We start from the raw sequence: 23,305 nt of genomic DNA on the forward strand, positions 1-23,305 counted from the left end.
GGTCCTCATGCCGCGGCCCGGCGGAGCGCGGCGCGGCGGACGGCCGAGAGCGGCACGCTGACCCGGGTCAGGCCCGGCAGCCGCCGCCCGGCCAGCCACGGCGGCAGCTCGTCCTCGGTCACCACCCAGGGCAGCGCGGGATGCCCTGGTTCCACCCGGCAGCCGAGCCCGCTCAGCATCTCCACCAGCTCCGGCTTGGCCGCCGCGACGGCCTGCCGCAGCGGGGCCAGCACGTCGCCCTGGTCGAGCAGCCGCAGCGCCACCTCCAGCGACAACGCCGACATCCCCAGGGGCGGCACCGCCTGGCGGACCGCGCCCGCCACATCAGGGGAGCACATCGCGAAGCCCGCGCGCAGCCCGCCGCAGCAGTAGCCCTTCGACAGGCTGCGCAGCACGACCAGGCCGGGCACCCGGGTGGTCAGCGGCACCGCGCTGGCCCGCGGGCCGAGGTAGTTGGCGCAGGCCTCGTCGACGACGAGCATCCCGCCCGCGGCGGCGGCGGCCTCGGCGAGCTCCGCCACCTGCTCCAGCGGCAGCACGTCACCGCGCACGCCGGGCCGTTCCAGCAGGACGGTCGTCGGCCGTTCGCCCGCCACGTCCTGGCCGGGCGTGTACACGCGCAGCTCCGCGCCGCGCTGCGCGGACCAGGCGGGCAGGTCGGGGTGGGCGTGCGCGGTGTGCAGCAGCCTGCCGGGCCCGGCCAGCGCGTGGAGCAGCCCGGTCGTGCCCGCCCCCGTCACCACCTGGCCGGGGTCGAGCGGCACGCCGAAGTGGCGGGCGAGCACCGGGGCGGCGCTCCCCGAGCCGTACGGGTCGTCCAGGGAGTAGGCGCGGGCGGGTTCCCGGGGATCGCCGACGGCGGCCCAGGCGTCGTCGATCGCGTCCCGTACGAAGTCGATCTCGTCGGGCGCCCACCGCAGGTCCACCTCGGCGCCGCGGCCCCGGTGACCGAGCACGGCGGGACGGGGGCGCGGCGCCGCGACGGCGAGGATCTGGACGTAGCGGGTCTCCGGCTGGACGGCGGCGCCGGCGGTGAAGCCGGCGTCGGCCCGTACCAGCTCGAAGCCCGCGGCCCGCACCAGCGACACGACCTCGCTCGGCAGGTAGAGCCTGACGTCGTCGCGGAGCACGGCGACGCGGCCGTCGGCGTGCGCCACGCGCAGCTCGCCGCGGCTCCGGCCGTCCAGCGGGTCGTAGGAACGCAGGAAGTCGAAGGTGTCGCCGGCCGCTTCGAAGCGGTCGCGGGCCCGGTACCGGCTCAGGATGGCCGCGACGTTCGAGTGGTCGAGAACCAGCAACCCGCCCGGCACCAGGCGTTCACGCACCCGCCGGAGCAGGGCGAGCTGCTCGTCGTCCCGTCCCCAGCCGAAGGCCTGCACGCAGATCGCCGCGTCGGCCTCCGGCAGCTCGACCCGCTCCAGCAGGTCGCCCTCGATCAGGCCGACCCGCACGCCTTCCCGGGCGGCCGCCGACCTGGCCTGCTCCAGCGCCCACGCGCACACGTCGACCCCGGTCACCCGGTAGCCGTGGCGGGCCAGCTCGACGGCGTGCCGGCCGGTGCCGCACCCGAGGTCGAGCAGCCGCCGTCCCGGCGCGTGCTCGCCCAGGACCTGCAGCAGGTAGGCGGTCTCCGCGGCGGTGCGCTCCCTGGTGTACTCGTGCCGGGCGAAGCTCCAGTAGTCGGCGGTGAAGTACTCGGCGTACCAACGGGTCACGCGTACTCCTGGCGCGCGAAGAAGTCGCACACGTCGCAGATGTCGACGGGATTGCGCACGCCCTCCTGCGCGACGTAGACGCCTTCGCAGACCCGGCACTTCTCTTCGACCAGCGGGAACATGTAGCGCTGCATGGTGGAGAACGACTCGAACAGGTAGTAGTCGATGCCGGGCCACAGGCCGTACAGGTGGTCGGCCATGGCGTAGGCCATCGAGCGCTCCTGCGGGCCGGTGGTGAAGCGGCCGGGGGTGCCCTGGCGGTTCAGCTCGGGAGCCACCAGCTCCAGGTAGATCGTCAGCTCCTTCTTCGGGATGCGGTAGAGCGGGAAGACGTAGCGCATCCCGCCGATCTGCCTGACCGGGATGCCGCCCATCCGGAAGCCGCTGGTGAGCCACGTGACCATGCTGGCCACCAGGTCGTCGCCGTTGAACCCGAACGCGACCGTACCGGCGCCGATCCGCTCGGCGTGGTCCTCCAGCATGCGCCGCAGCACCTGGTGGCCCACGACCATGTTCAGGTGGCTCCGGTCGCCGCCGACCACCTCGTTCATCGCCTCCACGAAGGGGCGGCGGAGCTTGAAGACCCGCTCGATGTCGGAGGCGTCGACGATGACCTGGTCGATGCCGAGCCCTTCGGCCGAGGCGCGGGCGGCGGCGAAGGTGGCCGGCTCCTCCCAGTCGGGCAGGCCGGTGATCGTCACCGAGGTCATCGTGAAGGCGGGCAGCCGGTGCCTGGTGCGTTCGAGCAGCTTCAGGAAGGCGACGCTGTCGCGGCCGCCCGACAGGCCGATGACCACGTTGTCGTCCGCCTGGAGCACGCCGTGGCCGAGCACGCTCTGGACGAAGGTCTCCTCGACGTAGCGGACGAAGCTCTCCTCGTCGAACTGCTCCACGCGCCGCTCCAGGCGGCCCATGGTGTCGAACAGGATGGACTTGGTGTAGATCGGGTCGGGCGTGCCGTACACCGTGGTCGCGGGCCGGCGGGTGACGTCGAGGTCGTAGTGGCGCACCTGGCGCAGTTCGATGACGTCGTGCTCGCCGACGATCGTCGTCTCCTCGGGGACGATCTTCCCGTTGCGGGTGGTGATGACCGCGTTGACGGGGATGCCGTGGGCGGTCAGGACCTCCGTGAGCGGCCGGCCGGCGGCGGCCTCCAGAGTTTCGGAACCGCCCACCTTGTTATGGAAGACGACTTGGGCCACGGCTTTCTCCTCGCTGTTCATTGTGCTTAATATCGTTTCTACAGTCGGCGAAAGGGCGATATGAGCGACAGCCTGGAAATTGGCATCTTCACGTCAATCGACGCCCTTGACGGCGCGGAATGGGATGCGATTGTCTCGTCCTGCGGGGCGCCGGTTTTCTATCGGCATCGCTATTTGCGGTCCTACGCCCGTCATCCGCTGGGGGCCGTGAAGTCATTCCGCTATTTGGTGGTGCGCGAGGGCGGGCGTCCGGTCGCGGTGCTTCCCGTCTCGCTGATGGACGGGCTGGACCCCCTCGGCCAGCTGCGTGCCCGCTACCCGGTGACCGGCGCGGAGCGCGGCCTGCTGAGCCACGTCTGGCACTGTTACGACGCCTGGCTGCCCGGCGCGCCGGCGCTGGAGGCCGTGGCCGACGCGATGCGCGGCCTGGCCCTGGAGCTGGAGGCCGACTGGTACGGGTTCGTCAACGTCGCGCACGACTCACCGCTCCGCGCCGGTCTCGTAGAGCTGGGCTTTTCCGCCGAGCACATCGAGGACCGCTTCCGTCTCGACCTGCGCGGACTGCCGCACCCCTTCGTCCACGCCACCCGGAAGGCGCGCGCCAACCTGCGCCGGGGCCGGCGCAGAGCGGAGGAGTCCGGCGTGTGGCAGCGGGTCGGGATCGCGGGCGAGGCGGACCTCATGGAGATCGGGCGGCTGTGCGCCAGGACCGCGGCCCGACACGGCACCGGCGGCTTCTACCCGCCCGAGCTGTTCGCCGGCTTCGTCACCGGGCTGGGCGACCTGGCGCTCGCCATCGAGATCCGCCAGGAGGAGCGGCTCGTCGCCGCGGGGATCGCGCTGCGCGACGGCCGCCGCTTCCACGCCTGGGCGTGCGGGGTGGACTACGACGTGACGGGCGGGTTCAGCCCGTATGCGCTCCTGCACGCCGCGACCGCCGAGCAGGCCGTGCGCGAGGGGTGCGAGGTCCTGGAGGGCGGGCGGGGCAACCCGCGGTTCAAGCTCAGGCACGGGCTGAGCCGCCTGGGGCTCGACGCGTGCCTGGTCAAGGTCTGATGCGGGTGACCGCCGGGCTGCTCCCGGCCGAGGGACCGCTGTTCAGCACCGGCCGCTGGCTGGCCGCCATGGGCGGGCGGGTGCCCGGCTCGCCGTACACCTTCGAGCTGGACGGGGCGATCCTGCACGGGACCGTCGTCGAGCGGCCGCGTCCCGGCGAGGTGTTCGACCTCGGGCACCTGCTGACGGCGGACACCCCGAAGCTGCCGCTGAGCGCGGCCACCAGGGCGGCGCGGGCCCGGCGGGCGGCCTGGCCCGGGTGCACGCCGCACCTGGTGGTCATGCTGCCCGGGTACGAGTGTCACGCGCTCGGCCCGGCCGGGGACGACGCCGCGGCGGTGGAGACCCTGGTGTCCGAGATCGTCGCCTGGGCGCGGGCACGCGGGCTGCGGGCGGTGGCGTTCCTGTACACGCGGGGGCCGGCGCTGGAGCGGGCGCTCGGCGGGCAGGGCTTCACCGGGATGCCGATGTCGTACTCGTGCGAGCTCACCCCGGGCACGCCCTTGCCGGCGCGGCGGGCGAAGGAGGCGCGGCGGGAGACGCGGCGGCTGGCGGAGGCGGGGGTGCGGCTCCGCATGACCGAGATCGGGCGGCCTGTGCCGGGGATGGTCGATCTGAAGTGCGGACATTCCCGGAAATATGGCGGCAGCCCCGATCCGGCGGCCGTGGCCCGCCGCCTGCGGGCGCTCTGCTCGGGCGGCGCGCTGCTGTTCGGCGCGGAGCTCGGCGAACGGCTCGTGGGATACGGGCTCTTCGTCCCCCACCGGGGCACCTGGTACTGCGTGAGCACGGCCATGGCGTACGACGTCCACGAGGCGCGGCACACGTACTTCGCGACCGCCTTCTACGAGCCGGGCCGCCACGCCGCCGAGGCCGGGGTCAGCCGCCTGCACTACGGGCACGGCGCCTGGCGGGCGAAGCTGTCACGGGGATGCCGGGCCGTCGAGCTGCCGATCTGGGTGCTGGCGCTGGACCCGGAGCTCAAGCCGCTGATCGAGTGGAGCGCCAGGACGACCACCCTGTCACCGTGACGGGCTCACTGCCAGCGGCGCAGCGGCGGGAACAGCATCGACGTCTGCAGCACCGCGTGCTCCCATCGGTCCATCGACACCCCGTGGACCGCGAGCTTGGCCGCCGCCCGCCGCAGGTCGAGACGCTCGCCTTCCGGCAGGAACTCGCAGGCCAGGAGCTCGGCCAGCGGATGGCCGGCGGGGAGCAGCGCGGCGAGCTCGGCGCCCGCGCCGTCCCTGGCCGACACGGCCAGCTCGGGGGCCAGCTTGCGCGCCCCGTCGTCGAGCTCGTGCCAGAGCGCGGCCACGACCCGCGAGCGCAACCCGGCGCGCACGTCGTCGAACTCCCTGCTCTCGCGCGGCACACCGGCCTCCAGGAGCGCCACCAGGTCGCGGAGCGGCCCCTGGTCGCCGTGGAGCGCCGTGCCGTGGCCGTCGCCCATGAAGATCCCGGCCTCGTGCCGGGAATCCTCCGGGCTGTCGGAGCTGTGCACCAGGTCCAGCAGCACGTTGACGCCGCGCAGGTCACGCCTGATCGTGCCGGGCTCGGCCGCCGCCGGGTCGCTGGCGCCCTTCAGGGCACGCAGCCGCCGGTGCGGCTCCGGCGCGGACGACCTGTCCTCTACCAGCAGGGCGAGGCTCGGCCCGAGATCGAACACCACGTCGACCTGCCGGTAGAAGTAGGCCTTCCAGACGGAAGTGATCTTGGTTTCCTGGAAGGCGTCCTGCCCGGGCGGCCGGTGCCACAGCACCTCGTAGCGAGTCGGCTCGAACCCGTGCTCCTCCAGCCGTTCCAGGACCGGAGTGACGAGATGCCGCATCAACGCGTCGGGCGGAAACAGGAACAGGATCGTCCTGTCCCACACGATCTCGGCCATCCGTCACTTCCTCAGTTTCTAGCTCTTACGGGATTTCCGGACGCGGGGGCGTTTGATGACAATGTAGATGTGCCGATCCATGGGATCGTCTCACTTTCTCCGGAGCTTGGGACGACGGACGACGAAATGGCGCCGGTCCATGTTTTCCTGCCTCATTTCCTGGTCAGCTTGGGGCGAAGACTGACTCGACGCTGCCGGTCCATTTCTCTCCTTTCCACACGGCGATTTCCTGGGCCCCATGGTCGCTGTTTCCCGCAGCCTTCTCGCGGGCCGCCGCGTTTGTTGGCAGCAAGACGCCATTACGCGCCGCCCGCGGTCGCCACGGCGAGCGGGCCCGGGATCTCGGCCAGGCCGGGCCCGCGCACCGCCTCGATCGCCGCGAGCTCGTCGGCGAGGGTCCAGTGGGGGGTGCCCGCCACCAGGGCGTGCTTGCCGTACAGCAGGACCTCTTCCAGCGACTGCTCCGCTTCCAGCCGCAGCAGCCCGGCAGCGCGCCTGGCGGCCCGCGTCACCTCCGCCTCCGTCCAGCGCGGCTCGGCGAGCAGTTCCGTCGCGCGGCCGACGACCTCGTCCAGATGTTCGGGCGCGGTGGCGAGGAAGACCCGCCAGGTCCCCGCGTCGCGGTAGGGGGCCACCATCGGCCACAGTTCGTAGCAGAGCCCCCGCCGGTTGCGCAGCTCCTCGGTGAGCAGCGCCGAGCTGGCCCCGGCCAGCAGCTCCATCAGCACGGGCCAGCGGTGGCGCAGCGGATCCCGGTACGCGGCCGCCGGGCCGCCCAGCACCACCCCGGTGGTGTCGGCGTTCAGCCGCAGCGCTTCGCGCCCGCCGCCCCAGGCGGGCGGCTCGCCGGGATCGCTCTCCTGCCACGGCGGCAGCGCGGCCAGCGGTCCCTTGTCCAGGACGCGCAGCAGGTCGTCGGGGTCGGCGCCGCCGCACACCACCACGCCGGCCGAGCCGAGGAAGCGCCGGTGATGGTCGCGCAGCGCGTCCAGCTCCAGCCTGCCGACCTCCTCGATCGTCCCGCCGACCGGCCTGCCCAGCGGGTGGCCCGGATAGGCCAGCCCGAAGAAGATGTCGTGGACCACGTCCAGGGGGTCCGCCGCGGCCAGCCGCAGCTCCTCTTGGACGACCTTGCGCTCGGCCTCCAGCACCGGCGCGCTCAGCTCGGGCTCGGCCAGGGCGCGGGCCAGGATGTCCAGCGCCGCGGCCGCCTCCTCGCTCGGCACCCGCGCGTACAGGACCAGATGCTCACGGCTGGTGATCGCGTTCGCCTCGCCGCCGAGATCCTCCAGCAGGTCGATCACCCGCTCCCCGCCGGCCGACGGGACCTGCATCAGGATGTGCTCAAGCAGGTGGGTGCCGCCCTCGACGCCGGGCCGCTCGTGCCGGGAACCGGCGCGCAGCCACACGCTGACCGTGGTCACCGCGGCGCCGGGCCGATGCGCCAGCCAGGCGGGCGCCGCGCCGCGCTCGGCGACGTGGACCGGGCGGCTCACAGCGCGCCCACCGGCTCTGCCCCGGCCAGCAGGTCCTCGTCCACCTCAGTCCCGTGGACCAGGATGAACCGTCCCACCGGCGTGTGCGCCCACATCGCCCCGCCGTACTCACGCAGCGTCAGCACGTCCGCACGCTCGCCGCCCTCGACCGGCAGCGCGAAAAGGATCAGCCCCGCCTCCAGCGCGGCCCGCGGGCTCAGCCGTTCCAGGATCGCCGTTCCCGGCCTGCGCAGCTGCAGCGTCGTGGCCGCCAGGCGGAGCGGCCGGCGCAGCGCCCTCAGCACCCTGGCGCGCCGCCGCGACCGGCTCTGCCTGACCTGTGCCCGGCGCTCGCCCGGCAGGTCCGGCACGTCGAAAGGGCTCTGCCGCAGCAGCCTCGCCAGCTCGGCGTACTCGGGCCAGAGCTCCGCCGCGCCGACCGCCGGCGCGCACCGGGCGAGCGTGGCCTCGTCCGCGCCGCCGAGCAGCAGCGCGGCGTCGATCAGGTCCCTGACCCGGTACGGCTGCTCGAACCGCTCGTACAGCAGTGCCAGGAGGTTCTTGACCACCGGGTCCGCCGGCGCCTCCGTGCGGTGCGGCGCCGCGATCCCGTCGCCGATGTAGGCGAGCGTGCTCAGCTCGATCCCGTAAGGCAGGGCGTACGGATCACCCGGCAGGCGTCGCAGGCTGACGATCACCTGGGTCGCGCCGCCGAGCCTGACGAACGAGGCGGTGTGCATCGACCAGCCCTCGGCGAGCAGCCACCCGGTCAGCGCCCACAGCCGGTCACGGTCGGGTATCCAGAGGTCGAGGTCGTTCATGTACCTGAGCAGGCCGCCCGGATAGCGGTCGGCGAACTCCAGCCCCTTGAGCGAGACGGGCCGGTCGGGCAGGCGCGCCCACTGGTCGCGGTAGAAGGCCATCCGGCCGCGCTGCTGCTCCAGCTCGTGCGCCAGGGCCGGGCTGAGCCGCCGCCCCTCGCTCTCCCAGGCGCTGAGCAGCGTCGCCACCAGAGAGGGCTGCTCGCGCCTGGCGGCGTAGAGCACCTCGCCGGGCGTCTCCAGCTCCTGGCCGCTGATCAGCTCAAGGGTCGCGACCACCTGCTCCGCGCTGACGACGGGCGCGTTCATGCCGGCCTGCGCAGGCACCACACGGCCGTCGAGGAACCGGGCGCGAGCGGCTCGCCGGTGAACCCGGCGTGCGCGCTCTCCACCTCCCAGCCCGTCTCGCCCGCCCACCGCTCGATCTCGGCCATGGTCAGGAAGCACATCCGGATCGGCGGGAAGTAGCGCCGGTCCACCACCCGGCGCTCGTCGAGCGCTTCGAGCAGCCCGATCATCTCCACCTCCAGCCCTTGCTTGTCCAGCATGCGGGTGACCTCCCACACGGCCCGCCGCTCGTCCCAGACCCGCAGCCTGGGCACGCCGTCCCGGGCCTTCTGCCGCTCGGGGCGCGGCTGGACGACCTCGAAGGCGAGCCGCCCGCCCGGCAGGGCGTTGCGGAACGCGCAGGCCAGCGCGTCGCGGACGGCCCCGCGCGGCAGATGGTTGAGGGTGTTCTGGCCGCAGTACTGCAGCGCCACCGGCTCGGGCAGCTCGCAGGCCGCCAGGTCGGCCTGGATCAGCCGGACGCCGTCGCCCAGCCGCTCGCGGGCCGCGCGCAGCATCGCCGCCGAGACGTCCACCCCGACCCGGGGTTTGAGCTCGGCGGCCAGCCGGCCCGCGCCGATGCCGAGATCGGCGACGGACCCGTCCGCACTGCCGGTCAGCCGCTGGTAGTAGGCGATCTCCCGTGGATCGGCGCCGCCCATCGCGGTCCAGGCGAGGTAGAGCTCCGCCCAGTGGTCGAAGTCGTGCATCACGCTCTCCGGTGTCGGGACTTCGATCACATCACCGGGCCCGCAGGCCCGGCGGGCCCGGCCGCGTGACTGGCACAAAGATGCCGTCTAGCCGGTCGTCAGCACGAGCGGCCGGCGGCGGGAGCTGACCAGTGAGCGCCTCGGCCGGGGCATCGGATCGGTCCCGGTCTCGGCCAGCACGAGGCTCATCGCCCGCTCCCCCTCGGTGAAGATCAGACCGCGCTCGCGCAGCTCGCCGAGGTGCCCGGCCTGCTCGGGGGTCAGGCGGTCCACGCGGGTGGGGCGTTCGAGGACGAGCAGCGTGCGCGCCACCGCCTCGTCCAGCGCGTACCGGGACGCCGTCCCCGGGCGGGAGTCGCGCACGAACCACGACCCGGCCTCCTCCTCCAGCCGCAGGACGGGCGGGTCGCCGTCCTCCCAGCCGCGTGACCAGTCGGCCACGGCCGCGGTGAGCGGCCGGATCCACCTGGCCACACCGATCATGTACGGTGCGACAGCCCGGTCGTTGAAGTAGTAGGCCAGCCGGCTCAGCGACTCCTCGGGGAAGGGGTAGGTGAGCCGGTAGTGGTCCACCGGGTGTAGGTCGAGCCCGAAGTCGCCGGCCTGGTTGAAGTAGGGGCTGTAGCGGTCGAACCGTACCGGGAAGACGCCTTCCGGCGGCGGCAGGTGGGCCAGCGACGGCAGGTCGTCGAGATACTTGGCGAAGGTCGACTCCGGCTCGCCGGGGAAGCCGATGAGCAGGTTCCACGCCGGGGCGATGCCGTACCGCACGCAGTTCTTCAGGAGCTGGATGTTCTGGAACGCCGAGGAGCCCTTCTTCATCAGTTTCAGCGTGCCCGTCGACAGCGCCTCGATGCCGGGCTGGATCCGGTCGACGCCCGCCCTGGCCATCTCGCTCATGTCCTGCTGGTCGAGGCCGACCTTGACCTCGTAGAAGATCGACGCGCCGGAGGGCGGCCGCAGCCGGGGCAGGACCTCGGTGAGGTACTCCAGCGGCATGATGTTGTCCGTGCAGGAGTAGACGGTGCACCAGGGCGCGTACTCGAAGAGCCGCTCGAACTGGGCGACGGCCCGGTCCGGCGTCATCGCGCGATAGGCCATGCCCTGCCCGTTGAGCCCGCAGAACGTGCAGTGCGAGCGCTCACCCCACCAGCAGCCGCGCGAGGTCTCGAAGAACAGGATCGGCTCGACCTTGTCCTCGACGGCCGCGGTCAGCTCGTCGAAGGACGAGACGAACGAGGCGTAGTCGGGCTCCAGGCAGTCGTCGATGTCGGTGTCGGCGCCGATGGCCCGCCGGTAGCGATCCTCCTGGCAGTTGCGCCGCGACACGACGCCGGGGATGCGGTGCGGGGTCTCCTCGTCGCCGTCGATCACCGCGCGCAGGAAGCGGGGAAAGCTCCGCAGGGCGGGGCCCGAGAAGGCGTAGTCGAGCTGGCCTGCGTGCTCCACGAGGGCCGCGCCCATCGGCGCCTCGCAGTTGGCGCCGCCCATGACCGTGACGGTGCCGGGAGAGCGCTCCTTGACGACGGCCGCCATGGCCAGGCTGGGCACGGTCTGCATGAACATCGAGCTGAACCCGACCACGTCGGCCTCGGCCAGCCGGTACTTCTCCGCCAGGTGGGCGCAGAACTCGCCCAGCCGCTCGCGGTGCCGCATCAGCCGGGCCCGCAGAGCCGCGTGCGCGGGGCCGGCGAAGTAGCGACTGAAGTACTCCTCGCCGTTGTCGGGCGCGTCCGGAAAGGCGACCTGGCGGAAGAGCCAGTCGCCGATGCCGGCGACGTGGTGCTCCATGCCCTCGGCGACGGCGTCGTACAGCTCGGCGCCGAAGAAGCGCACCACGTCGTGGTTGAGGTAGCAGACCCGTACTCTGGCCTCGTCGCCGAAGTCGCGCTGGACCAGCGAGGAGAGCTGGCTCAGCGCGAACGACGGCCGCCTGCGGTCGGCGAACGGCATGTTGACCAGGGCGATGTCAAGCACGAAGGGTCCTTTCCGCGTCCCGGTGCCACGTGGCGTATTCCCGGAAGCCGTACATGAGCGGGGATTCGGGGTCGCTGGCGATGTCGACCACCCGGCCGAGCACGACCGCGTGGTCGCCGACGGTCAGGACCTGCTCCACCGCGCACTCCGCCCAGCCGTGCAGGTCCTCCTCCAGCCGGGGCAGCCGCCGCGGTCCCGCGGGAGCCCACCGGATGGCGGAGAACCGGTCGGCGGTGAGCGACGAGAACAGCTCGGCGGCCGGCCGCGACCTGGCGGGCAGCAGGTTGACGCCGAATCCGCCGGCGTCGACGGTGGCCGCCAGGGTGCGGCTGTGCACGTTCATGCTGACCAGCAGCGTCGGCGGGGTCAGCGTGACGCTGATCAGCGAGGAGCAGGTGAGCCCGCAGGGTTCGCCGTCCGAGCTCATCGCCGTCACCACCGCCACGCCCGTCGGATAGGCGCTCATGAACGCGCGGCAGGACTCGGCGAGCGGGGTCAACGCAAGCTCGTCAGGTACTCGTGGGCGGCGGGCAGCGCCGCCGCCATCCGCTGGGCCCCGGCGCGCAGGTCGGCGAACTCCGCCCTGGCCCCCGCGGGGTCGAGATGGGCGAGCGCGGGGCGCGGGCCGGGCTTGTAGTGGCCCAGGCCGAGCAGCATCGTGATCCACGAGTAGAGCTCGAACCCGTGGTAGTAGGGGTAGATCGTGCTCTCGTCCGGGAGCCGGGTGGCCGCGACCGGCAGGAACCCGGCCAGCCACTCCGGGATCGGGCGGACCTTCGTCTCCTTCCAGAACGGCGTGTCGGCGCGGGCGGCGGCGCGGTAGTGCAGCACCAGGAACTCCCGCACCCCGTCGATCACCCTGGCGACCCTGTCGTTGTAGCCGTCGATCAGGCGCGGCTCCCACCGCTCGTCGGGGAAGTGCTTGACCAGCTGCTCGATGGCGTGCTGGATGAAGAAGATGCCGGTCGACTCCAGGGGTTCGACGAACCCGCTGGACAGGCCGACCGCGACGCAGTTGCCGACCCAGGAACGCTCGTTGCGGCCGATCCGCATCCGGATGTGGTTGGCCTCCAGGTCGTCGCGGCCGGGTGCGGCGAAGGCGCGCAGCGTGCGCTCGGCCTCCTCCGGGGAGCAGTACTCGTCGGAGTAGACGTAGCCGGTGCCGTTGCGGCCGTAGAGCGGGATGGTCCAGATCCAGCCCGCGTCCATGGCCGTCGCCGTGGTGTACGGGTTGATCAGCTCCTGCTCCTCGCGCGGGACGCGGAGCGCGACGGCACGGTTGTTGGGCAGCACGTCGGTGAAGGAGCGGAAGCGCTCGCCGAGCGTCTGGTTGATCAGCAGGCCGCGGAAGCCGGTGCAGTCGACGAAGAGCTGCCCGGTCACGTCGCCGTGCTCCTTGGTGGAGACGTGGCTGATCCAGCCCCGCTCGTCCCGGCCGACCGCGGTGACGTCGTCGAGCACGTGGCGCACGCCGCCCCGTACGCCGATGCCGGTGAGGTAGGCGGCGAGCTGCGCGGCGTCGAAGTGGTAGGCGTACGGGAACTGGGCCCGCTGCTCGTCCAGGGTGGAGCGGCCCAGCGAGCCGTCCAGCCCGGAGGCGAAGAGGCTTCCGTCGAGGAGCCTCGGCGAGCGCCGGGCCTCGCACAGCCACGGGGTGAGGTAGCAGTGCCGGTCGAACGGCTCGGCCGCGCCGTTCAGTTGCAGGTGCCAGTCGGCGAGGGTGAACCCGTTGCTCACCCGCAGCCGCTCGAACGGGTGGTAGAAGTGGGTGCCGTCGCCGCGCCAGTTCTGGAAGCGGATGGCCAGCTTGTAGGAGGCGGAGCACTGCGGCATCCACTCCCGCTCGTCGAGGCCGAGATAGTCGAAGAAGTGGCGGACGGTGCTGAAGGTCGCCTCGCCCACCCCGATGGTGGGGATTCGGGGCGATTCGACCAGGGTGACGGAGACCCGGTCGCCGAAGGCCCTCTTGAGGTAGGTGGCGGTCATCCAGCCCGCGGTCCCGCCGCCCACGATCACCACGTCGTTGATCATCAGTGCTGTCCTCTCAGGCTGAGCGGCCGCATGTCGGTCCAGATGGCCGAGATGTGCTCCAGACACTCCTCACGGCTGCCGCGGACCCCCTCGTCGGTCCAGCCGGCGGGATTGTCGCGGCCCTCGGGCCAGACGGAGTACTGCTCCTCGTGGTTGACGACGACTTTGAACATCGCTTCATGCCTCCCGGCAGTGTCCGGCCACGATCGACCCGATCAGGGCCATCGCCTCGGCCCTGGCCATGGCGTCGTGGTCGCAGTCGATCTCGTGTACGGCCAGCCGTCCCGCCACGTGCGGCGCCCAGATCCCGGCCGCCGACAGCCCGGCCGGCCAGGTCCGGGTGGCGATGAACAGGTGAGCGTCGCCGTCGTAGCGGCCGGGCCGGTGGGTGTCGAGCAGCTTGGAGTTGCGCAGCACGGTCTCCGTCATCGACGCGACGAGCTCCTCGTCGAGGTCGGCCGCGTAGCCGACGGAGTCCATGAGCAGGGCGCGGGCCTCGGCGGCGTCCTCGATGCCCGGCCGCTCCGCGCCCGAGAAGGCGGGATAGCCGTCGAGCAGGGCCAGCAGCCCGACCTCACCCGGCAGCCGCTCGGCCATGGCGTGCGCCACCAGGCCGCCGAACGACCAGCCGAGCAGGTGGTAGGGCCCTTCCGGCCGCACGCGGCGGATGACCTCCAGGTAGCGCTCGGCCATCTCGGCCACCGAGCCGGGCTGGTCGGGTCCGGTGGCCTGCAGGCCGTAGACCGGCCGGTCCGGTTCGATGTGCGGCAGCAGGCTGCTGTAGCACCAGCTGACGCCGCCGACGGGATGCACGCAGAACAGCGGCGGCAGCGTGCCCGAGGGCCGCAGCGGCAGCAGCACGTCGAACGGGTCGTCGCCGGCGCCGCCGCCGGACAGGCGCTCGGTCAGTTCGGCCACCGTGGGCGCGGCGAACAGGTCGCGGATGCTCAGCGAGGCGCCGAGCGTCGAACGCACCCTGCTGATCAGCCGGGCGGCCAGGATGGAGTGGCCGCCGGCGGCGAAGAAGTTGTCGTCGACCCCCAGTTCCGGCCGCTCCAGGACCTCGGTGAACAGGCCGAGCAGGGTGTGCTCGCGCGGGGTGCGCGGCGGCCGGTGCCCGGTGCGCGGCGGTTCCGGCAGCGCCCGGCGGTCGAGCTTGCCGTTGGCGTTGAGCGGCAGCTCGGGCAGCGGCAGGTAGGCGGCGGGCAGCATGTGGGTCGGCAGGTGGGCCAGGGCGTGGCTGTGCAGCCGCGCCGGGTCCGCGTGCTCGGGGGTCACGTAGGCCACGAGCTGGTCGTCGCGGACGATGACCGCCGCCTGGGCGACGCCGGGCGCCTGCCCGAGCGTGTTCTCGATCTCGGCCAGCTCGATGCGGTGGCCGCGCAGTTTGACCTGGTTGTCGGCCCGGCCGACGAACTCCAGCGCGCCGTCGGCCCGCCGCCTGGCCTGGTCGCCCGTGCGGTACCAGCGCCGCCCGCCGGGGGCGGCCACGAAGCGCTGGGCGGTCAGGCCCGGCCGGCCGAGGTAGCCGCGGCCGACGCCGGGGCCGCCGATGTACAGCTCGCCGCGCACGCCGGGCGGCACCGGCAGCAGGTTGTCGTCGAGCAGCAGCACCTCGGTGTTGGCCAGCGGGTGGCCGATCAGCGGGATGTCGCCGTCGCGCACCCGGTATCCGGTGCTGTCGTTGGTGCACTCGGTCTGGCCGTAGTAGTTGTAGCTGTCGGTGACGGGCGCTTCCCGCATCGACCGCCACAGCCCCGCCGAGACCGCCTCGCCGCCGACCATCAGCGCCTTCGGGTGGTGCCTGCCCGGCGCGAACAGCCCGGCGGCGACCAGTTGCTCCATGAAGACGGGGGTGAGGTCGACGAAGCCGACGCGGTGCACGTCGATGTAGTCGACCAGGTCCTCCGGCGTCCGGCGGGTGACGTCGTCGATGACGTGCAGCTCGTGGCCGTCCATCAGCCACAGCATCGAGTCCCACGAGGTGTCGAAGGTCAGCGGCACCACGAAGCCGATGCGCAGCCGCTCGCCGCGGGCCGCGGTGAACAGCCCGTGCCGGTGCGCGCCGAGCAGGTGCGCCAGGCCGCCGTGTTCCAGCACCACGCCCTTGGGCCGCCCGGTGGAACCGGAGGTGTAGATGACGTAGGCGGCGTGCCCGGGGCGCGGCGGCGTGCCCGGGTCGTGGCCGGGGCCGTCGGGCACCTCCTCCAGCAGCACGGTCCGCTCGTACGGCACCGCGCTCTCCCGTGTGGCCAGCACCAGCAGCGGTCGCGCGTCGTCCAGCGTGTAGGCGATGCGCTCCGCCGGGTGCTCCAGGTCCAGCGGCAGGTAGGCGGCGCCCGCCTTCAGCACGCCCAGCACCGCCGCGATCATCTCGGCGCCGCGGGGCAGGGCCAGCGCGATCAGCTGCTCCGGTCCCGCGCCCCGGGCGCGGAGGTGGTGGGCGATGGCGTTGGCCCGGCGGTTGAGCTCGGCGAAGCTCCACCGGTGGTCACCCGCCACGACCGCGACGGCGTCCGGGGTCCTGGCGGCCTGCCGTGCGAAGCTCTCCGGCACGGTCAGCTCCGGCGGCTCGATCCGGGGACCGCGCGAGCGGGCGAACTCCAGCTCCACCTCGTCGAACGTGAGCACGGGCAGCGCCCCGACGCGGGTGCCCGGGTCCTCGACGGCGGCCTCCAGCAGGCGCAGCAGGCGCTCGGCCATGGACTCGGCCGTCGAGCGGTCGAACAGGTCGACGGCGTACTCCAGGTAGGCGTCCATCCCCTCGGGGCGGCCGCACTCGTCGTAGCGCTCGATGACGTCGAGGGTGAGGTCGTAGTCCGCGGTGCCGTGCCGTACCGGCTCGTGGGCCGAGCGCACGCCGGGGAAGGACATGTCGGCGGCGGCGTTGTTCTGGAAGACCAGCAGCACCTGGAAGAGCGGGAAGCGGGCGAGCGTCCTGGTCGGGTTGACCGCCTCGACGACCCGCTCGAACGGGGTCTCCTGGTGCTCGTAGGCGGCCAGGTTCGCGTGCCGCACCCGGGCGAGCAGCTCGCCGAAGCTCGGGTCGCCCGAGGTGTCGGTGCGCAGCACCAGCGTGTTGATGAAGCAGCCGACCAGGTCGTCGAGACTCTCGTCCGTACGGCCGGCCACCGCGGTGCCGATCGGGATGTCGCTCCCCGCGCCCAGCCGGGTGAGCAGCGCGGCGAGCGCCGCCTGCGTGACCATGAAGAGGCTGACGCCGTGCTCGCGCGCCACCTCGGCCATGCGCCCGTGCACCCCGGCGGGGATGGTGAAGGGCACGGTGTCGCCGCGGTAGCTGGCGATCGCCGGGCGCGGCCGGTCCGTGGGCAGCTCCAGCTGGTCGGGCAGGCCGTCGAGGGTGGTGCGCCAGAAGTCCAGGTGGTCGTCGCCCGGGTCCTGCCAGAGCGCGAAGTCGGCGTAGCGTACCGGCAGCGGCCGCCAGCCGGGAGCCCGGTTCTCCAGCCTGGCGCGGTAGGCCTCGGCCAGGTCGCGCGCGAGCGGCGCCATCGACCAGCCGTCGCAGGCGATGTGGTGCACGACCAGGAGCAGCACGTACTCGTCCGCCGCCGGCTGGAAGAGCCTGGCGCGCAGCGGCGTCTCGCGGGTCAGGTCGAAGCCCTGCGAGGCGACGTCGGTCAGCAGGCCGGGCAGGTCGTCCTCGGTGACCGGCTCGGGGGCCAGGCCGAGGACGGCGGGGGCGAGAATCCGCTGGTACGGCCCGCTGGCGTCCTCGGGGAAGACGGTGCGCAACGGCTCGTGCCTGGCCACCACGTCGGTGAGCGCGGCGGCCAGCGCGGTGGTGGCCAGCGGCCCGCGCAGCCGCAGGCAGGTGAGCGTGTTCTGGGCGTGGTCGCCCGCGTCCTCCAGCCGGTTCAGGAACCACAGGCGGCGCTGGGTGAAGGACAGCGGCAGCCGGTCAGGCCTGGCCATCGGGCGCAGCGCGGGCCTGGCGTCCTCGCGCAGCACCTCCGCCAGCCCCGCCACGGTCGGGTGGTCGAACAGGTCGCGGATGGTCAGCGTCGCGCTCAGCGCGCCGCGGATGCGGCTGATCAGCCGGGTGGCCAGGATGGAGTGGCCGCCGTTGGCGAAGAAGTCGTCGTCGATGCCCAGGTGGGTGGCGTTGAGCGTGTCGTTGAACAGCCGCAGCAGCGTCTCCTCGCGCGGCGTGCGGGGCGGCCGGTGCCGGGTGGCCGGCGGCTCGGGCAGGGCGGCCTTGTCGAGCTTGCCGTTGGGGGTGAGCGGCAGCGCGTCCAGCGGCAGGATCGCCGCGGGCAGCAGGTGGGTGGGCAGCTGGGTGCGGGCGTGCGCCATGACGGCGGCCGGGTTGGCGCGGGCGGGCACGACGTAGGCGATCAGCTGGTCGCCCCGGGAGATCACCGCCGCCGAGGTGACGCCGGGCGCCCGGCCCAGCGCGTGCTCGATCTCGGCCGGTTCGATGCGGTGACCGCGCAGCTTGATCTGGTCGTCGGCGCGGCCGAGGAACTCCAGCGCGCCGCCGGGCAGCCGCCGGGCCAGGTCGCCGGTCCGGTAGAGGCGGGCGCCGCCGTGCCAGGCGACGAAGCGCGCCGCGGTCAGCCCCGGCCTGCCGAGGTAGCCGCGGCCGACGCCGGGGCCGCCGACGTACAGCTCGCCGCGGCTTCCGGGGGGCACCGGCTGGAGGGCGGCGTCCAGCAGGTGCGCCTGGACGCGGGGCAGCGGGTGGCCGATGAGCATGGTGCCCGGCTCGCAGCGCCAGGCGGTCGCGTCGACGGTCACCTCGCTGGGACCGTACGCGTTGATCATCGTGCGGCCGGTGGACCACCACTCCATCAGCCCGGCCGGGCAGCCCTCGCCGCCGACGACGAGCACGCGCAGGTCGGGGAACGGCTCGCGCGGCACGGTGGCCAGGATCGCGGGCGGCACGTGGGCCAGGCTGACCCGCTGCTCCCGCAGGAAGGCGCCGAGCTCCTCGCCGGTGTACGTGGCCGGCGCGACCACCAGGCAGCCGCCGCGCGTGAACGCCGTCGCCAGTTCGGAGACCATCACGTCGAAACCGGGAGAGACGAGCTGCAGCACCCGGTGCGCGGGCCCGCCCGCGGCGTCCAGCCGCTCCCCCAGGTTGGCCGTCAGGTTCGCCAGACCGCGATGCTCCAGCACGACGCCCTTGGGGGTGCCGGTGGAACCCGAGGTGTAGACGACGTAGGCCGCCGTCTCCGGCGTCAGCGGCGTGCCCGGATCGTGGTCGGGCCCGCCGCCCAGTTCCTCCACCAGCAGTCTGCGCTCGTACGGCACGTCCGCCGCGCGGCAGGTGAGCAGGAGCCCGGGCCGGGCGTCGCGCAGCGTCGACGCGACGCGCTCGGCGGGGTGGCTCACGTCGAGCGGCAGGTAGGCGGCGCCGGCCTTGAGCACGCCCAGGATGGCGGCGATCAGCTCGGCCGAGCGCGGCAGGGCGAGCGCGACGACGCTCTCCGGTCCGGCGCCCGCCGCGATCAGGTGGTGGGCGATCCGGTTGGCCTCGCGGTCGAGCTCGGCGTAGGTCCACGTGGCCGTTCCGGCGACGAGCGCCGGGGCGTCCGGCGTACGCGCGACATGGCCGGAGAAGACGTGCGGCAGCGGTTCGGGGTCCGCGTCGCGGCGGGGGCCCTCCGCCCAGCCGCTCTCCTCGGCGCTGAGCAGCGGCAGCCGCGAGACCGGCTCGGCCGGGCCGGCGACGGCCGCGCCGAGCAGCCGCGTCAGCCGGGCCGCCATCGCCTCGGCCGTCGGCCGGTCGAACTGCTCGCACGCGTAGTGCAGCGCGCCGTGCAGCCTGCCGCCGGTCTCGTGCACGGCGAAGGTCAGGTCGAACTGGGCTGTGGGCACCCGGGTGTCCAGCCGCTCCACGTCCAGGCCGGGCAGCGTCCAGACGTCGCGGCGCTCCTCCTTGGAGTAGGTGACCAGCACGTCGAACAGCGGGTTGCGGCCGGGCACGCGCACCGGGTTGAGCCGCTCGACGATGCGCTCGAACGGGGTGTCCTGGTGGGCGAACGCCTCCAGGACGGTCCGCCTGGTGCGCCGCAGCAGCTCGGCGAAGTCCGGGTCGCCCGTGGTGTCGCCGCGCAGCACGAGGGTGTTGACGAAGAAGCCGATCAGCGGCTCGGTGGCGGGGTGGTCGCGGCCGGTGACCGGGGTGCCCACGGCGACGTCGTGCCGGCCGGTCAGCCGCGACAGCAGCGCGTGCACGGCGGCGAGCAGCACCATGTAGACGGTGACGCCGTGCTCGCGGGCGAGCCGGTGCATGCCGTCGGCGGGCAGGTCGAGCGGGACGTGGTCGCCGTGCCCCGCGACCGTGTGCGAGCGCGGCCGGTCGGCGGGCAGGTCGAGTGGTTCCAGGCCGGCCAGCCGGGCCGTCCAGTGCTCCAGGCTTCCCGGCTCGGCCGCGGACCGCTGGTGGACGGCGTGGTCGGCGTACTGGACGTCGAGTCTCGGCAGCTCGCGGCCCTGGTAGAGGGCGGCCAGCTCGTCCCACAGGACGGGCAGCGACCAGCCGTCGCAGGCGATGTGGTGGAAGACCAGCAGCAGCACGTGCGCGCCGTCCGGCTCACGGTGCAGCCTGGCCCGCAGCACGGGTCCGTGCTCCAGGTCGAAGGGCCGCTCCAGGGCGTCGTCGAGCCCGTCGCCCAGCTCGACAGGGGCGGGCGGGTCGATGACCTGGCGGGGCCGGCCGTCGGTCTCGACGTAGCGGGTGCGGAGGATCTCGTGCCTGGCGACGACGCCGCTGAGCGCGCGGGCGAGGGCGGCCCGGTCGAGCGGGCCGCGCAGCCGTACCGAGACCGGCATGTTGTAGGCGGTGCTGCCGGGCGCGAGCTTCCACAGGAACCAGAGCCGTTCCTGCGCGAACGACAGCGGCAGCGCGCTCACGCGCGGTGCCGGCTCGATCGGGGCGGGCGCCGGGCGGGCGGCGGCGACGCGGGCGGCCATGGCGGCCACGGTCGGCGCCTCGAAGACGGTGGTGACCGGGAGGTCGGCGCCGAGCTCCTGCCGCAGCGCGAACCGGAGCCGCGTGGCGAGCATGGAGTGGCCGCCGAGGTCGAAGAAGTCGTCGTGCGCGCCGATCTCGGCGCCGGGAGTGCCGTCGAGGTCGAGCACGCGCCGCCAGATCGCGGCCACGGCCACCTCCAGCTCGGTGCGCGGCGCCTCGTAGGCGGCCCGCCTGCCCTGCGTCCCCGGGCCCGGGTCCGGCAGGCGCGAGCGGTCGACCTTGCCGCTCAGCGTGCGCGGCAGCTCGTCCACCAGGACCACGGACGACAGCCACATCGGCCGCGGCAGCCGCTCGTTGCAGAAGTCGCGCAGCGCGGCGGCGTCCGCTGCGCCGTCCGGCACGGCGTAGCCGACCAGGCGGTGGTCACGCCCGTCCGGCCAGGCCAGCACGTGGCAGTCGGCCACCGCGGGATGCGCGCGCAGGACGGCGCGCACCTCGCCGGGCTCCACCCGGTGCCCGCGGATCTTCACCTGGTCGTCGTCACGGCCGAGGAACTCGATGCTGCCGTCGGGCAGCCGCCGCCCTCTGTCCCCCGTCCGGTACAGGCGTGAGCCGGGCGCCGCGGCGAACGGGTCGGGCACGAAGCTCGCGGCGGTCGCGGCGGGCTGGTTCGCGTAGCCGCGCGCGACGCCGGGGCCGCCGACGTGCAGCTCGCCCACGACGCCGATCGGCACCTGGCGGCCGTGTTCGTCGAGCACGTGGACGGCGGTGTTGGCGGCGGCGAGGCCGACGGGCACGATCCCCGAGACGGTGCGGGCGCCCCGGCGCGCCTCGTGGATGGTGCTGTCGATGGTGGTCTCGGTGGCGCCCCACGCGTTCAGCACCCGCACCCGGGGGCCGAACGTCGCCATGAGGGCGTCGCAGTCGGCCACCGGCAGGGCGTCGCCGCCGGAGACCAGCAGGCGCAGCTCGGGCAGCTCCGGTCCACCGGCCGCCACGTGTCCCGCCAGGCCGTGCAGGACGGCGGGGATGCTGTCGAACGCCTCGATCCGCTCGGCGGCCAGCGCGCCGGCCAGCGCGGCCGGGTCGAGCGCCAGGGCGCGCGGCGCGATCACCAGGCTCCCTCCGAAGGTCAGGCTCCTGACCACGTCACCGAGGAAGACGTCGAAGGACGGGCTGGCGACCGTCAGCCAGCGGCGGACCGCGAGCTCGCGGGCGGCCCAGTCGGCCCGGAGGTTGGCCAGGCCCCTCCTGGTGCCCATGACGCCCTTGGGCGTGCCGGTCGAACCCGAGGTGTGGATGACGTAGGCCAGCGCGTCGGGGTGCACCCGCCGTCCGGGCCGGTGCGCGGGCCGCCCGGCCGCCCCGGCGACGTCGGCGACGCGCCAGGGCCCCGGCGGGACATCCGCGCCGAAGCCGGGCCCGGTCAGCACGACCGCGGGGGCGACCCCGGCGAACATGGCGGCCAGCCGGTCCGCGGGCTGGTCGGGGTCGACGGGGAAGAAGGCGGCGCCCGCCTTGAGCACGGCCAGCGGGGCGATCACCGAGTCGGGGCCGCGGCCCACACAGACCGCCACCACATCGTCGATCCCGGCGCCGAGCTCGGCGATCAGGTGGGCGAGCCGGTTGGCCCGCTCCTCCACCTGGCCGTAGGTCAGCCGCTCCGCGCCGCACAGCAGGGCCAGGTCGCCGGGCGCGGCGTCGGCGCAGGCCTCGAAGCGCGCCTCCAGCCCGGTCTCCGGATCGAAGGCGAGCCCGGTGGAGTTCCATCCGGCCAGCCGCCGCCGTTCGGCCTCGCTGATCAGGTCGTACGCGGAGACGGGGCGGTCGGGGTCGGCCGCGGCCTGCCGCAGCAGCTCGGCCAGCCGGCCGGCCAGGCGCTCGGCGGTGCCCGGGTCGAACAGCTCCGCGTCGTACTCCAGCGTGCCCGCGAAGTAGTCGTCCAGGCTGAAGGTCAGGTCGAACAGGGCGCCGCCGCCGTCGCACGGGTACGGCTCCACCGCCAGCCCGCCGAGCTCGGGCCGCGCGCCCGCCGCGTCGCTGTCGCCGGTGACCATGACGTCGAACAGCGGGTTGCGCCCGGCCTCGCGCACCGGGTTGAGCCGCTCGACGACGCGCTCGAACGGGATGTGCTGGTGGGCGAAGGCGTTCAGGACGCTTTCCTTGGTCCTGGCCAGCAGCTCGCGGAAGGTGGGGTCGCCGGCCGTGCCGGTCCTGACGACCAGCGTGTTGACGAAGAAGCCGATCAGCGGCGCGACGTCCTGCCGATCCCGTCCCGCCGTGGGGGTGCCCACGGCGATGTCGTGCTGACCGGTCACCCGCGACAGCAGTGCCTGGACCGCGGCGAGCAGCACCATGAACGGGGTCGAGCCGTTCCGCCTGGCCAGCTCGCGCAGCCGCGCGGCGCTGTCGTCAGGCACCCGGACCGGCACGAGCTGCCCCCGGTGGGCGGGTTCCGGGGGGCGCGGCCGGTCCAGCGGCAGGGCCAGTTCCTCCACCCCGGCCAGTTGGCCGCACCAGTGGTCCAGCCCGTCGCCGCCGGACTCGGCACGCTGGCGGTGGGCGTGGTCGGCGTACTGGATGTCCAGCGCGGGCAGGTCCTGGCCGCGGTAGAGCGCGTCCAGCTCCCGCCACAGGATGGGCAGCGACCAGCCGTCGGCGGCGATGTGGTGGAGGACCAGGAGCAGCACGTGGTCGTCCGGCGCCAGCCGGAACAGCGTGGCGCGCAGCACCGGACCGTGCTCCAGGTCGAACGGGGCCGCGCACTCGCGGTCGGCCAGCCGGCGCAGCTCGCCCTCCGTCACCGGGACGACCGGAAGCCCGACAGGGGCGGCGGGGTCGACGACCTGGGCGGGCACGCCGCCCTCCGCGACGTAGCGGGTGCGCAGGATCTCGTGCCTGGCCACCACCCCGTCGACCGCCCGGCCCAGCGCCTCGGCGTCGAGCGGGCCGCGCAGCCGTACCGCGGCGGGGGCGTTGTAGGCGGAGCTGTCCGGAGCCATGGACCACAGGAACCACAGCCGTTCCTGCGCGAAGGAGAGGGCCGGCGGCTCGCCGGTGCGCGGCGCGCGCGGCCGCCGCTCGCCTGCCAGCCGCTCCAGCAGGAGCTTGCGCCGCTCCGGCGGCAGCTGCGCGATCCGCGCGGCGAAGGTCTCCGACATGC

Annotated in this window: 13 protein-coding genes; 2 read left to right on the forward strand and 11 right to left on the reverse strand. The window is 73.7% G+C overall.

All coding sequences use genetic code 11. From position 1 onward, the window contains the following. Positions 1 to 5 precede the first annotated feature (5 nt). Positions 6 to 1,715 (reverse strand): aminotransferase class I/II-fold pyridoxal phosphate-dependent enzyme, encoded by a 1,710-nt coding sequence (locus tag ACIBF7_RS17735; protein ID WP_397197586.1) that lies wholly within the window; start codon positions 1,713 to 1,715, stop codon positions 6 to 8. After that, positions 1,712 to 2,917, reverse strand: coding sequence for a hypothetical protein (locus ACIBF7_RS17740; RefSeq protein WP_397197587.1), 1,206 nt, complete (start codon positions 2,915 to 2,917; stop codon positions 1,712 to 1,714). The genes ACIBF7_RS17735 and ACIBF7_RS17740 overlap by 4 nt, the downstream gene beginning before the upstream one ends. Positions 2,918 to 3,124: 207 nt before the next feature. On the opposite strand from ACIBF7_RS17740, the gene ACIBF7_RS17745 reads away from it, so the two are divergent. After that, positions 3,125 to 3,973, forward strand: coding sequence for a GNAT family N-acetyltransferase (locus ACIBF7_RS17745; RefSeq protein WP_271276770.1), 849 nt, complete (start codon positions 3,125 to 3,127; stop codon positions 3,971 to 3,973). Beyond that, positions 3,973 to 5,004, forward strand: coding sequence for a GNAT family N-acetyltransferase (locus ACIBF7_RS17750; protein WP_271276769.1), 1,032 nt, complete (start codon positions 3,973 to 3,975; stop codon positions 5,002 to 5,004). Before ACIBF7_RS17745 ends, ACIBF7_RS17750 begins: the two co-directional genes overlap by 1 nt. 5 nt (positions 5,005 to 5,009) lie before the next feature. On the opposite strand, the gene ACIBF7_RS17755 is transcribed toward ACIBF7_RS17750, so the two are convergent. From ACIBF7_RS17755 to ACIBF7_RS17795, 9 genes are all read right to left on the reverse strand, one after another. Beyond that, positions 5,010 to 5,861 (reverse strand): nucleoside-diphosphate kinase, encoded by an 852-nt coding sequence (locus ACIBF7_RS17755; protein WP_271276768.1) that lies wholly within the window; start codon positions 5,859 to 5,861, stop codon positions 5,010 to 5,012. Positions 5,862 to 6,160: 299 nt separating this feature from the next. After that, positions 6,161 to 7,357: a pitrilysin family protein gene (locus ACIBF7_RS17760; protein WP_271276767.1), complete on the reverse strand. Its 1,197-nt coding sequence runs from the start codon at positions 7,355 to 7,357 to the stop codon at positions 6,161 to 6,163. After that, on the reverse strand, positions 7,354 to 8,466 hold the full coding sequence (locus tag ACIBF7_RS17765; protein WP_271276766.1) for a hypothetical protein: 1,113 nt from the start codon (positions 8,464 to 8,466) through the stop codon (positions 7,354 to 7,356). The genes ACIBF7_RS17760 and ACIBF7_RS17765 overlap by 4 nt, the downstream gene beginning before the upstream one ends. After that, positions 8,463 to 9,194, reverse strand: a complete 732-nt coding sequence (locus ACIBF7_RS17770; protein WP_148030377.1) for a class I SAM-dependent methyltransferase — start codon at positions 9,192 to 9,194, stop codon at positions 8,463 to 8,465. The genes ACIBF7_RS17765 and ACIBF7_RS17770 overlap by 4 nt, the downstream gene beginning before the upstream one ends. Before the next feature lie 87 nt (positions 9,195 to 9,281). Then, positions 9,282 to 11,171: a RiPP maturation radical SAM C-methyltransferase gene (locus ACIBF7_RS17775; RefSeq protein ID WP_271276765.1), complete on the reverse strand. Its 1,890-nt coding sequence runs from the start codon at positions 11,169 to 11,171 to the stop codon at positions 9,282 to 9,284. Then, positions 11,164 to 11,670: a flavin reductase family protein gene (locus ACIBF7_RS17780; RefSeq protein WP_148030375.1), complete on the reverse strand. Its 507-nt coding sequence runs from the start codon at positions 11,668 to 11,670 to the stop codon at positions 11,164 to 11,166. The genes ACIBF7_RS17775 and ACIBF7_RS17780 overlap by 8 nt, the downstream gene beginning before the upstream one ends. Continuing rightward, a complete protein-coding gene (locus ACIBF7_RS17785; RefSeq protein ID WP_148030374.1) occupies positions 11,667 to 13,202 on the reverse strand; it encodes a tryptophan halogenase family protein in 1,536 nt (511 codons plus the stop codon). The genes ACIBF7_RS17780 and ACIBF7_RS17785 overlap by 4 nt, the downstream gene beginning before the upstream one ends. Further along, positions 13,202 to 13,375, reverse strand: coding sequence for an MbtH family protein (locus ACIBF7_RS17790; protein ID WP_148030373.1), 174 nt, complete (start codon positions 13,373 to 13,375; stop codon positions 13,202 to 13,204). Before ACIBF7_RS17790 ends, ACIBF7_RS17785 begins: the two co-directional genes overlap by 1 nt. Positions 13,376 to 13,379: 4 nt before the next feature. Further along, a complete protein-coding gene (locus ACIBF7_RS17795) occupies positions 13,380 to 23,303 on the reverse strand; it encodes an amino acid adenylation domain-containing protein (protein WP_397197588.1) in 9,924 nt (3,307 codons plus the stop codon). Between the last annotated feature and the right edge of the window lie 2 nt (positions 23,304 to 23,305).

Source organism: Nonomuraea sp. NPDC050478, assembly GCF_044458265.1.
GTDB classification, from domain to species: Bacteria; Actinomycetota; Actinomycetes; order Streptosporangiales; family Streptosporangiaceae; genus Nonomuraea; species Nonomuraea ferruginea.